The 13,362-nt window shown below is 56.0% G+C and carries 6 protein-coding genes; 2 read left to right on the top strand and 4 right to left on the bottom strand.

Going from position 1 to position 13,362, the window contains the following annotated elements; genetic code table 11:
* Window positions 1-84: 84 nt before the first annotated feature.
* Genes B1748_RS08125 through B1748_RS08135 form a run of 3 tightly spaced genes read right to left on the bottom strand, consistent with a single transcriptional unit; the run spans window position 85 to window position 7,285 of the window.
* On the bottom strand, window positions 85-2,769 hold the full coding sequence (locus B1748_RS08125) for a glycoside hydrolase family 38 N-terminal domain-containing protein (protein WP_179215466.1): 2,685 nt from the start codon (window positions 2,767-2,769) through the stop codon (window positions 85-87).
* A gap of 32 nt (window positions 2,770-2,801) precedes the next feature.
* Window positions 2,802-5,534, bottom strand: coding sequence for an alpha-mannosidase (locus B1748_RS08130; RefSeq protein ID WP_087567397.1), 2,733 nt, complete (start codon window positions 5,532-5,534; stop codon window positions 2,802-2,804).
* Window positions 5,531-7,285 carry a GxGYxYP domain-containing protein gene (locus tag B1748_RS08135; RefSeq protein WP_087567398.1) on the bottom strand — a complete coding sequence of 585 codons (1,755 nt, stop codon included), beginning with the start codon at window positions 7,283-7,285 and terminating at the stop codon, window positions 5,531-5,533. Before B1748_RS08135 ends, B1748_RS08130 begins: the two co-directional genes overlap by 4 nt.
* 319 nt (window positions 7,286-7,604) lie before the next feature.
* On the opposite strand from B1748_RS08135, the gene B1748_RS08140 reads away from it, so the two are divergent.
* Together B1748_RS08140 and B1748_RS08145 are read left to right on the top strand one after the other, a co-directional pair.
* A complete protein-coding gene (locus B1748_RS08140; RefSeq protein WP_087567399.1) occupies window positions 7,605-8,594 on the top strand; it encodes a Gfo/Idh/MocA family protein in 990 nt (329 codons plus the stop codon).
* A gap of 33 nt (window positions 8,595-8,627) precedes the next feature.
* The gene (locus B1748_RS08145) at window positions 8,628-12,452 is read left to right on the top strand and encodes a malectin domain-containing carbohydrate-binding protein (RefSeq protein WP_087567400.1); all 3,825 of its coding nucleotides are present in this window, start codon (window positions 8,628-8,630) and stop codon (window positions 12,450-12,452) included.
* A 128-nt stretch (window positions 12,453-12,580) separates the two neighbouring features.
* Here the strand turns inward: B1748_RS08145 and B1748_RS08150 are convergent, their stop codons facing one another.
* Window positions 12,581-13,300, bottom strand: coding sequence for a sulfite exporter TauE/SafE family protein (locus B1748_RS08150; RefSeq protein WP_087567594.1), 720 nt, complete (start codon window positions 13,298-13,300; stop codon window positions 12,581-12,583).
* Window positions 13,301-13,362 lie beyond the last annotated feature (62 nt).

The raw sequence follows: 13,362 nt of genomic DNA on the forward strand, positions 1-13,362 counted from the left end.
AACGGGCGTGGCATGATGTCCGCAATTCCCGATTTTGTATCGAAAAATCCCCCGGATGTCTTTGCACCTGGGGGATTCTTTGGTCTATACCAACTTATACGTAACGAACTTTTTCGCGCCAATTGAACTTGTGATTCGATTGTCCGCGGCATCCGCCGCACCCTGCTGCTCCTCAATAGTATTGGTGATTATCGCACCCTTGATGGGAATCGGTGCAGACAGGATGACTTCCGAAGTTTGAGACTCCACATTGTATAACCGAATAATAGGTTGATTGCCGTCCTCCGACCATTTCTGAGCGGATAACATGACGTCGCCCGCCAGCTTGATCAGGCTGTCCTTGGTAGGCAGACGGGACTTCGACACGTTGGGATCCGGCAGCTTAAACAGTCCGCCATGCGATGTATCCTGCACCCAGGACCTTCCCTTGTTCCATTTGTCCTCATCGATCTGGAGCAGCTTCGTCAATAACCCTTGATGATAGAGCTCCGCCTCTTGATAAAGCCGGGTAGCGGATTCCTCCGCAAAAGGCCTCAATGCAAGCTCCAACGTATGTCGTCCGATGCACTGGGCTTTCGGCTGATAATCCTGCTCCATGTACACGCTCTCTCTCAGATGGATCGTTTCGACGTTGCGGAGCAGCGTAACGCCGGCCGTGCGGCCCTCGTCCAGCATCTCGTAATCATGCAGGCCTTTGGCGAAAATCGCCGAGCCGCCGCTAGTGTACACAGGGGCAAACCACTTCCAGAACGGCTGCGAGTTGGCATCCCGCTCCCATTCCGTGCCGCAGTTCCAGCTTCTCTTTACAACGTCAAGTTGTCCGCCTGCAAGTACGTGCAGCGCCTGTTCCTCCGACGGGAACAGCATGCGAAGACGATGATCCTTGACTCCGTTAACTACCTGTACTTGTATGTTCAATCGCTCGGAAGCCGCGTCAAGCCTCAACGTCACATCGAAGACGCTAGGTGCCGTCTCCTCCGACATGCTCTCCTTCGAGGCATCCAGCCCGATAGGCAACTGCCAGACGAATCGGTAGACGGCTTCCTGATAAAGTGAATTGTCGGTTCTGGATACCCACTCGACGGGTCCGTCCCAAATCCGATCGCCTTCGCCGTCTTGAACCTTTTTAAACACGTACAAGTCCCCGCGGTCGCCGACGTTCTGTATTTGCCCTTGATTGCTGAGCCGGCGCCCCGAGTTCTTGTGCAGCACATGGAACGTGCCATTGTCTTGCAGCTCGACCCTGAGCTGGTCGTTCTCCAGAATCGACGGCAGCGGATTCGTGGCATCCTGCAGACCAGCCCCTTCCCGATGTTGACGCACGCGATACGTTGCATACCCTAACGCCGGCACGCGCGGCTGCCATTCGATTTCGCAGCGCTTTACGCCGATAACGCCGGGCAAATTAATGGGACTAATTACTTGCACGCGGCTTGGCGCTTCCGATACCAGGCGATAGGGCATTCGTTGCCCGTGCTCGTCCTCGATGGAGAAGGACTCCACCTTCTCGTCATCCAGGAAATAAACGGGCGTTCGGATGACCTCCGAAGCTTCCAGCTGCGACGTATTGACGACGAGCAGCTTCTGGTCGTCCCGTTCATACCCGGAACTGTCAACCTGCCTCGCGATGATCCCGAGCTTCCGGTCGATGATGGCTTCCGTCAGCTCCTTCACGCGCCGGAACCGGTCCATCATCCCATCGTGCACGGCGTCTTGGCTGCAGCCGCATATACTGTCATGCGGGTGGTTCTCCATGTATAATTTCCAGACGTAACGGATGGCTTCCTTATCGTAAGGATCCAGGTCCAGCATGGCGCACCATGTCGACAGCGGCTCAAGCCGCTTCTCGATTAAATCATGACATTCCAGATTCGCTTGCTTGATATAAATTCGGCTCGATAACGTGCCGGCAAGGATATTGTATTCGGGTGCCTCCCGGAGCTCGCCTTGCAGGACGGGATAAGTGCCTTCCGGCTGCTCTCCCATTTCCCGCTGTACGCTCTTTACATAATCCGGCAGCGTGCTATGCAAGACATCAATATCGTCGCCGTACAAGCTGCGCAGCCGCTTTAAAACCTCGGGGAGATTTTCCTGCGCCTCCAGATGATCGACTCCGTTCATCATGGGATAATGCGATGTCGGATTGATGTTCTCTTCGCGTTCCCTGATCATGTCGAAGACGGCTTGCAGCTGATCCGGATCGCTAGGCAAACGCTGCGCGCTGTTATACCAATAATAAAGCTGAAGCGCCGTCACCTCCGAGCCGTCAGGGGACTGCCATCGAAAGAACGGGCTGCCGTGCTTGCCGGCATCGTAGGCGCGGCCGAACACGCAGTTGTCGATGCCTATGTCCTTGAACAGTTGCGGCATCTGACCGATCAGCCCGAAGTGATCCGGCAAATAACCGACCTTCATCTCTCCGCCCAGCCTGCGCGATGCGCTGATCCCTTCCATCAGACTACGGATGGTAGACTCCGCGCTCGTCAAATACAAATCGTTCTGTTGATACCAGGGACCGATCAGAATCCGACCCTCCCGAATCAACCGTTCCATACGCGGCTTCTGATGCGGACGCAGCGCGTAGTAATCTTCCAGCACGATCGTCTGCCCGTCGAGATGGAACGACTTGAATTCGCGATCGCGGTCGAGCAGGTCGAGCAGTTTGTCGATCAACTGGACCAAACGATATCGGAATTGTTCGAACGTCATGTACCATTCGCGGTCCCAATGCGTATGCGCGATGAAATGATAGGTTTTTTTCCGTGTCATGCCACTGTCCTCCATGGTTCGGAAACTCCGAATTAATGAGTCGTTTCAATTGTAATGATCCCCTTGGACCTCAGGCGCAGGGTCAAGGCTCTGCCATCCGGCGAATCTATCTCAACCGGTTCCTTGCGGTTTTCCTCCAAATCCAGTACATAGGCTTCTTTGACAGGACGATCGAGCTGCAATGTCACCGAATGCTCGGATTCCGACGGGTTAAAGCAGCGAAGAAGCGTTCCGTCGCGTCCTTCCGTCCTCTTAAGCGCGGACAGCACAATCGGGTTTTCCGGCGTATCGAGGCTGACGAAAGAGTGAGCAAGCGGCATCGTTCCGGCATGCTTGCGCATCTGAACCGCGCGCGCCGGTAGATGATGCTCGGCGGATCGCCGCCATGCTTCCCCGCTTTGCGCGCCGTCCCCCGCATGCGGGATAAGCGCCAGCCGGTACGTCAGCTCGCCCTGGCATTGCGCCTCCGGCGTCTTGAACATCGGACCTGCTCCGCCGCGGATGGTTCGCAGATCCGGAGAGCCCAGATAACCGACGGAACGGACAAGCGTGACGAGAATATCGCCGCTAGGCGTCACCTCGTATTCGGGAAGACCGTAAGGAGCAACCGCAAAGCCATACGATCCGCACGAACTCGTGACTCCCGCCAGACCTTGATTCGGATGCACGCCGACGGCATCCTCAATCCAGCGATCATCGGAGGGCTGAGCAACCTTCGTTGACCGTCTAACCATATCGAAGGCAGAGGATGCCCATGATTGCGCGGCCCCAATGCCGGTCGCAATCTTCACGCGCAGGCGATGATCGCCGACCTGATTGTCGAAGCGCGCCGTCACGCCCACCCAGCGGTCGTGTTTGCCAAGGCTGAGCTCCGTCGTCAGGAGACATTCACGTCTGGTCGTTGAACGCCGCTTGCGGTCGCTCTCCAGTCCGACAGGCAGCTGCCAGCTTTGCGCGATACGGAGAGCCCCCCTTGCCGGACCTTCTTCCATCACGGAGATGGAAGCCTGCAGGCCCGCCGTAGAGAAGCGCTCGTCGAACAAAGGCGGCGAGAAGGTATAACCGTCGCCGATATCGCCTCCATCCTCGTATACGAGGACGTTGTCGTACTGTCGGCCGCTCGTCTTGTCGAGAAGCCGAACGCTTCCGTTCTGGCCGACCTCTACCCGAAGCCACTCGTTCTCGAGCGCATGTCCATCCACTAACGTGCGTTTATCCAGGGAGGCCATCCGAACAGGCGTCGCGGTAAAGGTCGCGTAACCGAGAGCCGGTAGCTCATGGGGGACAAAGCGCACGGTCGCCTTGCGAACGAACGCCAGACCGACCAGAATCCCCTTCTCCTCCGGAGGTACGGCTGCCTCCAGCAATCCGAGATCCCGGACCTCGTCGTCGGGATGATTGCCGGCAATCAGCTCCCGCCTCATATCCACCCATTGCGAAGGAAGCACGCGGCCTTCGCTGTCGCGGATTTCGAAAAAACGAATATCCGCGTCGGCATCCGGAAGCATCAATTCCACGGTCACCGTATCCTTGCGGCCGCGTTCCAGCGGGTTAAATACATGGAACACAATCGCCCCGTCCGGCAAGGCTGACGTATCGATTTCCGACGCGATATAACGGAGGGATTCATCCGTCAGCTGCTCCGCGATTTCCTGGGCCCATTCGAAACGGGTCATCATCTGCCGATGTACTTCGTCGCGACTGCATCCGCATATGGAGTCGTGGGGATGGTTTTGGAGCAGGTATTTCCAGGACTGCGCGAGCAGCTTATCCGGATAAGCGCCTCCCATGCCGTGCCATATGGCCGAGAACGGCTCCGCCCATCGTTCCAGCTCAAACTGCACCTTCGCGTTGAACTGCTTGAGGGGCATTCTGGAAGATAACACATTGGCCAGCAAAAAGTTGATCGAGCCGTCCGCCGAACGGTTCGTATCCCTCAGCTCGCCGACGGCCGTATACAGCCCATCGCCGATGCCGTCCGTCTCCGCCTTCGCGGAGGCCAGAAACTGCTCCATCGTGCTGTGGATCAGCTTGTATCCCGGAAAGCGCGGCGCCAGCTTGTTTACGATTTTGCTCAAATCGTCCTGCGGCTCCATATGGTCCACGCCCACCATGACAAGAACCGACGAAGCTTTCGTCGGAGGCAGCAGATGCCCCTCGAACAGCTCCCGCATCTGCCGTTCGGCCTTGTCTATATCGCCGTGAAGGCGGAATACGCTGTTATAGCCGAGCGCATTGGGGAACCGGTAAGCGAACAGCGTCGTTCCGTCCGCGCCCTGCCACTTCAGCTCCGTGCCCGACTGCGTGACGACCTCTCCGAGACCGCGCCAGAACACGGCCTCCTTCATGCCGAAACCGTCCAGAATTTGCGGCAATTGCGAGATATGGCCGAACATGTCCGGCAAGTAGCCGAAGCGCTGGCTGCCTCCCATTTCCTCGGCGATCCGAATGCCCAATTGAAAATTCCGAATAAGCGATTCGCCGCTGACAATCGATTCATCCGGCTGCACATACCAAGGGCCCAGCTTGATCCTGCCTTCCGTTATATAACGCTTCAACCGTTCCCGGTCTTCCGGATGAATTTCCAAATAGTCGTCCAACACGCTGCTTTGCCCGTCCAGATGAAAGCTCGCGTATTCGGGATCCCGCTCCAGAATCGCCAGCAGCTTGCCGACCAGCCGGGTAAGGCGAATGCGGAACTCCTGGTACGGCAGGTACCATTCCCGGTCCCAATGCGTATGCGGGACAATGTGTACGTTTATCATCGTTGCTCCTCCGATTGATATTGTTTTTTCATGCCGAAGAACGTATAAGGATCCAGAGGCTCCAGCGAAATCTCCGGCCGTTCCGCCGCAATCGTCTCCAGCAGCTCGACCAGAAACGACGGAGACACGAGCACCGTGCGATAGACGATAAATTGCGGCTCTTCCGTGGCCGCCAGGCTGCCGTAAACGACATCCACGGCTTCGCGTATCGTTCCATAAGGTCCGATGTTGTGGAAAAGCTGCTGGAACGGCGTTCCGTCCATCTCTCCCGGTCCTTGGTACTCCTGCGTAACGACGCCATCCGGCGAAAATTCGGCGTAAGCCTTCTGGACTTCCGTGTTGATGGAATCGTAGCCATTAAGCAAAAAGCCCGTTATCGTGAGGTCGAATCGCTCGTAGTACCGCCGGTTATGCGCGATCCAGGCATCCATGCCCGAAGGCAGACCCGAATGAATTCTCGGCTCCAACAAGTGGGTCGGATTTAAGTAACCCGCCCCGGAATCGCCGGATACAAATACATCCCGGTCCGATTTCGTCCGGTAGACGTAATCGAAAACTTGCGGAACCCGCTCCGACAGGTTGGGATTGAAGCCCCAAGCAAGCGGAAGCTCCCCTCTTCGCGGGTCGTCCCACAGGACGCCGACATGGGCGTTCAGCCATGCCGCCGAATCGTAATCCCCCATATAGAACATGACGTAAACCTTTCCCCGCTCAGGCTTTCGTGCCGCCAAGGCCGATCTTGATTGCTCATACCGTTCCCTGAGCGGATAATGGCGGTGGATCGAAGCGTTCGCCATGCCGGACAAACCGTAAGCGTCCGCGTCCATGATCGCATTGTAGCAAGATAGGATTTCCGCATGCCGCCACTCCGTCTCGATCGCGCCGTGCTTGCCGGGCCACATGCTGGCATCCGTATATTTCACGTACCAAGGCGTAAAGCCGCCGATTGTAAATATTTGTTTGCCCCCGCTGTTGCGGTATTGGCTCAGCAAAATGTCCTTCATCGTCCGCAGGTCGGCGCCTGGCGGCTGGTCGGGATCATCGCCGGGCGTCTCGTCGTCCCACGGACTGAGATCAAAGAAGAAGGCTTTGCGAGCGATATAATAGTCGTGATTGGAAAGCATCGTATTGTTCAAATCCGGATACCATTCCCCGTCCGGAATCCATCGATGGCCGTCCAGATAATAGGCAAGCAGCGTCGGGTCGCAAAATCCGGCGTCCAGGTAGTTTTCCTTGGCCCAAAGGTAGGCGTCGCACTTGGCGCTGCCCGTGCTTGGCGACCCGCTGCCCGGAATCGTGCCGGTTCCAGAGAATAGACCGACCAGGCTGCGTTTGACGGGAAGACGTCGATCCCCGGCAATAAATCTACTGTAGAACGATCCCGGCGACGGATCGTACCGCACCGGCAGCAGCCCTTCGACGCCGCAAATCGTAGCGGCTACATTCGATGTGGCCGGCACCTCGTCATCCCACAGCACGACGCCCTTCAACCAAGGCTCGAAGGCATCCAGCAATTCATCCCAGTCTCTCAGCTCGTGCCAGTCCTCTTCTGACAGAAACCCATCCGCGGATCGGTAATGCTTCAGCCAGTATTCGTCCGTCTCATCCATGAACGTCATATATAACCTGCAGCAATCCCGATTAACCACCCCCTGCAAGGCTGAAGCAGCTTTCAATAAGTCGTATCTCAGCTTGCTGTTTTCGGGACCGGTGAAGGAATGGATATAAGCCGAGGCCTGAAAATGGTACATCGCGATCCTCCTCGTTGATTCCTTGCCGTTTGAAAACGGCTGCCCTTATGGGCATCTTTATTGTAGGATGATCGTCCGCAATTAGACATTGATTATCCTACACAAACCTTTCATTATCCTACGGCAACGCTTTCATTCCTTAAGGAAACGCGATTCATTGCATGTTCCGCGAACTTTTTTGCAAGCGGATACAAACTGCGTAGAATTTTGAAACGTGTGCGTAGAATTCTGAATTTCGCGGCTGCCGCTCTCCTTTTATACTAGGGTCTATCAAGTTCATCTTCAAAAAATCAGCATTGAATCGGAAAGGTGGAATTTCATGGAGTTAAAAGTCGTAGCAATCGGTCTCCGCATTCATGGAGAGTACGCGATTCAGGAAATACTGAAAGCCGACAATGTGCAGCTGGTCGCCGTCATGGAGACGGAGGAACGCTGGCAGGCGGTTGCGGATCGGTATGGGGTGCCGTTCTACCGGGATTATTCCCTGATGCTGGACGAGATGGACTGCAATACGGCGATCGTCTGCCTGCCCAACGATCTCAAGACCGATGCCGTCATCGAATGTCTGAAGCGCGGCAAGCATGTCATCTCGGATAAACCCGTCTCGATCACCGAAGAGGAGCTGGAGCTGCTGGAGCGGCAGATTGCGGTCTCGGACGCCGAGTTTTCGGTTCTGCTGACCGAGCGGTTCAATCCGCTGTATGTGAAGGCCAAGGAATTGATCGATCAAGGAGCGATCGGCGATATCGCGGGCTGCATCATGATGCGTCCGCATGAATCGACGGCTCAGCGCGAGGAGCCCTGGATGTACGAGAACGCCCGCAACGGCGGCCTGATCGTGGATCTGATGATCCACGACATCGACCTGGCCTTGTGGATGAGCCGCGGCGAGGTCCGCGAAGTGACGGCTCGTTCGCTTCATACCCGTTTTTTCGCGGACAAGCCGGATTACATCGACTTCGCTCAGGCGCTGTTCGTCCTGGTGGGAGGCGTCACGGTTCATATCGAGGCGGATTGGTTGACGCCGCGCAATACGTCATGGGATTGCAGAATGTTCGTCGTCGGTACGGACGGCACGATCGAAGTGCTGATCAAGACCGGCGAGGTAATCTTATGCACGCATGACCAGAATCACCGCAATGTGATGGAGGAGGTGCAAAAGCACGACAGCGTGTGTCTGGACTTCGTTCGCAGAATCCGCGGCGAGCAGCCGCAGGTTCTATCCGCCGCGGACTGCATCGCGTCGGCAAGAGCCGTCTTGCTGGCGCGCAGATCCAGTCACTCGGGCCAATTGGAATCCGTTAGATAAAGCCTTACATTCGATCGTATCGGAGGGTGCTTTATGACAATGACAATGAACCGATTGCTTAAGCTGTTCCTAATATTTGCGCTCGTTATAACCGGCTTGACGACCTACCAGTCCAAGCAGGCCGACGCCGCTGCCTACCCGGTCATCTACACGTTCGATCTGCGGCAGATCTCGGGCTCGTTCAACACAGCCGAATCTTATGATATCAAGCTTTTTGTCACCACGCTGCAAGGGATTGTCAACCAAAAGGGACCGCGGCTGTACGTCTACAATTCCTTTTACGTCCAGACCCCGTCCATCACGTCCGTTCAATCGCTGCAGATCGACGAAAAGTGGCTGGAAACCTTTCGCAAGCCGGGACAGTGGCTGAGCGAATATACAGTAAGCCCGATTGCCACGCTCGAAGCGCTCGTCGATACGTTCCGTGACGACCTGGCCGGGCTTGTCGTCTGGGATCCCAAGGTCCATGCCACGGCCAACGTGGCAACGACCGTCGCCGGCATTGAGCGTACGCCGGCCGTCATGGGAGGCGGGCGCCTCCATGCCCGCTTGACCTCCGCGCCGAACAGCCTGACCGTCGCGCGCAATCTGGCGGGCCAATTCAGCGGCGCCAATGCCAAGACGGATGCCTATGTGTGGGCAAAGCAGCAATATTTGGATACGGGACTTGCGAATGCCGGCGTGCTTGGCTACATCGAAGACGCTTACGCGATGCTGCCCGCCACCCACTCGCAGGAATACGTATCCGCAAGAGATATCCTCGTCATGCGCAGGGGCTTCGTATTCGACCTTAGTCCTTGGGGCGACGAACGGCCTTTCGATGCCCCCAATCAGACGCTTGGCAAGGATCTGGAAACGTTCCTCGCCATCCTTCAGTCGGCGTACGCCTTGCATGGGAACAAAACCATGATCGAGGTTTACGGATTTTTCCCATGGTGGGACAAATATTCGACTTACGGCGGCAAAGGGTCCCATACGGAGTTCGAAGGCGAATGGAAGACGGTCGAGCTGCTCTCCAAGTACAATGCGGCCATCGTCAGCATCCTCGATACGATGGGCGACTCCAACATGTCCGTTCATTGGTGGTCGCCCGTCGCGACGAATTTGAAGCCGGCGAACGAGGCCGGCAGCCGTCCTACTCTCGCCAACAAAACCTATATCCTGTGGGGAATGGGCGATCATGACTCCTCGACCGTTCATTATCAATTCCCTTACGTGTGGAATGCGGACCCTGCCAGGGGCAAGACGCCGATCGCGTGGAATATCGTGCCGGCCACCCGCAACGCCGGGGACATCATGCAGTTCCTCTACGATACGGCAACGCCGGGCGACTACCTGGTCGCGGGCGCCGGTGCGGGCGGGTATGCCAATCCGGACTTCATTAAGGATGTCTCCGTCTGGAAGGGTTGGAACGAACAGCTCTACCGCTCGACGGGCTATACGATGTCCGGCTTCGTCCTGAACGGCAACGCCGGCGTCGTCTCCCCGTCCTCGGAGGAGGTATACCGCTGGTTCTCGAACGACTTGTCCCTGGTCTACAATCCCAATCTCAGCTCGCCCAAGCCGGATGTACGAAGCACGAATATGGTCGTGATGGGCGACAACGTGCCGATTGCCACCAACAACGTCAATGCGCAGGCTGCCCAAATTTACAGCGCGACGGCAGCGTTGACAAGCCCGGGAACGACGCCCAACTTCCTGTACATCAAGCCCGCTTTCACCTCAACCGAATATATCAGTCAGGTCATGAAGAAGATCAAGGCCGAACATCCGGAGTATAACTACGAAGCGGTTGATCCGTATACCTATGCTTCGCTGATCAGACAGAAGGTCAAGGGCAACGTGGCCAACGACGCCATTATCCTGGATCTCCAGCTTCCGGATCAGATGATCGCCGGCCAGAAGTACACGGCATCCGTCACCGTCCGTAATGTCGGCAGCGCCGCATGGACGGCCGCCAACAATTTCAGATTAGCCGCAACCGCGGACAATGCGCTCGTCTGGAGCGACTTCCCTGATGGCGGCTATTCCTTGGCTGCCGGCAATCAGCGTGTCTTTCTGGCATCATCGGACAGCGTCGCGCCGCAGCAGACCAAGACGTTCACCTTCCAGGTGCAGGCGCCGACAACTCCCGGCAGTTACCTGTTCGGCACTTCGATGATTCGGGATGGCGTGGCCGCATTCGGCGACAACCGCAAGAAGACGGTTCAGGTCGTCCCGGTTCCGGCCAATGCGGCGCGCATTACGGCCGTCACTGTTCCATCCGTCATGAACGAGGAACAGGTATCCACGGTTTCCGTCACGGTGAAGAACATCGGCACCAGCACGTGGACGGCCGCCAACAACTTCAGACTTGCCGCCATACCGGACAGCAACCAGGTACTGTGGAGCGCGTTCGGCAGCGGCGGCGGATACAGCAACGGCGCGGATAATCAACGGGTTTACCTCGGCGCCGCGGACAGCATCGCGCCAGGCGGAAGCAAGACGTTCAGCTTCTCCATCGCGGCGCCGCGAACGAGAGGCGTCTACAGCTTCGCGGTCCAGATGATCAAGGACGGCACCGCTCTCTTCGGCGATACGGGGGTATACGACATCCGTGTCACGCCGGGCGGCGCTTCCGCCAACGATGCGGTTAGCTTCCATGACAATATCCCCGAATACGTGGCGCCAGGCGACGTCGTCCCCGTCTCCGTCAGCTTCAGGAACACGGGAACGAACGACTGGACCCGCGCGGGCAACTACACGCTTAAGAGCGCCAGTACCAATCAATTGACTTGGAGCCGCTTCCCTTACGGCGGCACGAGCGTCAGCGCAAGCAATCAGAACGTATACATGAGCTCGTCGGAGCGTATTAAGACCGAACAGGCGAAGACCTTCTCCTTCTTCGTGACCGCGCCGAGCACGCCGGGCAACTACACGCTTTCGATGCAGTTAAACAACGGCAGCGCAGGCTTCGGCACCGCGAAGACCTTCACCATTCGCGTCGCCGATCCTAGGGATGCGAAGTTCGCGGGGTGGGAAGTGCCGACCGTTATGGCGGCCGGCAGCAAGGCCGGAGTGAGCATCGATGTTCAGAATGCCGGGGCGAACGAATGGACGGAAGCGAATATGTACAGGCTTTATGCCGGTCCGACCAATCAATTCGGCTGGAGCGACTTTGTCAGCGGCGGATACAGCCTGAGCGCGACCAATCAGCGCGCCTTCCTGCCCGGCTCGGAGACGATTGCAACCAGCCAGCGCAAGAGCTTTACATTCAGCATCCAGGCACCGGCAACACCAGGTACCTACACCTTCAGCGCAGGCATGATTCAGGACGGAGTCGCGACCTTCGGCACCGTCAAGACCTGGACCATCAACGTGGTCGACGCTTACGAGCAACGAGTGAACGTAGGGTCCTCCACATCCTACAGTGATGCGAGCGGGCTCCTTTGGGCGGCGGATCAGCCATACGCGGGCGCCAATACATGGGGGTATACGACGTCCACGACATCCGTCACCACAACGACGGATACGATATCGGGAACGAGCGACCAGGCGCTGTACCGCACTCAGCGTTTCGGCAGCGGAGGCAACGCGTTCGCTTACAAGTTCAACGTTCCGAACGGCACTTATAAAGTAACGCTCGACTTCGCGGAGATCTACTACAATGCCGGCGATATAAGGATATTCAACGTCGACATCGAAGGGGCGAACATGCTGTCGGGCTACGACAACTTTACGGGAGCACTCGGTCACGATAAGGCGCGCAGGTACACCTTCGGCAACATTGCCGTAACGGACGGCGTGCTGGACATCGACTTCAGCGCTCTAGCCGATGCGGCAGCCGTCAACGCCATCGAAGTGGTGCGTACGCGTTAAGCGGCCAATGCCGTCGAGTCCTGGAATAGCGCGCAAACGTTTGAAGCCCGTCAGGAATTGTCCTGACGGGCTTGTCGAGTTCTATGGGCGTTCGGACGCCAGACGGTGGGCCTTTCCGATTCAAGACCCTACGGTTTCCAACTGTCAATGAACAGATACACGCCTGTAAACAACAATATGACATAGGTGAATATCCGAAAAAACCTCTGATTAACCCTGTTAAATAAAAGTTGACCCAGATACAGACCTAACCCTACAAGAGGTAGAGCCAGACCGCTTGATAGCCAGACGGTTTTACTTGTTCCGGCAAAAATGATTTGGATAAATAAACTCATTAAATAGATAAACAAATAAAAGGCCAGCGTCGTGCCTCTTAGCTTTTCTTTTGAAGTATCTGTTCCCGAAAAATACAGCAAAACAGGCGGTCCGGGCATACCTATGCTTGCAGTAAGGGAGCCTGATAATCCTCCGACAAACAAATCCTTGCCCTTATTTTGATTGATACGAAACTTAAGTATTAATAACATGGTTAACAACAAGATAATGATGCTTATACCCATTTTCAATTTATTAATGTCTAAAAACAGAAAGGTAACGATTCCCAATGGTAGACCAATAACACTCCCCGCTATTAACCTCTTTAAAATGCCAAAATCTATATCCTTTTTGATTTTAGTTATTAGGGCCAACGATATAATGAGCGATAAAATCAAATTGATTTGAATAGCTTCCATTGGTTCAAACAAAAGAAGAAGAAATGGAGTGGCTAGAATAGAAAACCCGAACCCCGTGCTAGTTTGCAATATGGAAGCCATCAAAATAATGATAATAAATAGAAGGATCGACATCTGTTTATTGTAACAGTTTGCAATTCCGATTAAAAGAATCGCACAAAAAGCGAGGCTGCCCC

Source organism: Paenibacillus sp. MY03 (assembly GCF_002165585.1).
In the GTDB taxonomy this organism is placed as follows: Bacteria; Bacillota; Bacilli; order Paenibacillales; family Paenibacillaceae; genus Pristimantibacillus; species Pristimantibacillus agaridevorans.

Excerpts from the sequence above, each read along its gene's own strand:
- B1748_RS08125 (WP_179215466.1), bottom strand. The coding sequence starts at position 2,769 with ATGACACGGAAAAAAACCTATCATTTCATCGCGCATACGCATTGGGAC.
- B1748_RS08130 (WP_087567397.1), bottom strand. The coding sequence starts at position 5,534 with ATGATAAACGTACACATTGTCCCGCATACGCATTGGGACCGGGAATGG.
- B1748_RS08135 (WP_087567398.1), bottom strand. The coding sequence starts at position 7,285 with ATGTACCATTTTCAGGCCTCGGCTTATATCCATTCCTTCACCGGTCCC.
- B1748_RS08140 (WP_087567399.1), top strand. The coding sequence starts at position 7,605 with ATGGAGTTAAAAGTCGTAGCAATCGGTCTCCGCATTCATGGAGAGTAC.
- B1748_RS08145 (WP_087567400.1), top strand. The coding sequence starts at position 8,628 with ATGACAATGACAATGAACCGATTGCTTAAGCTGTTCCTAATATTTGCG.
- B1748_RS08150 (WP_087567594.1), bottom strand. The coding sequence starts at position 13,300 with ATGTCGATCCTTCTATTTATTATCATTATTTTGATGGCTTCCATATTG.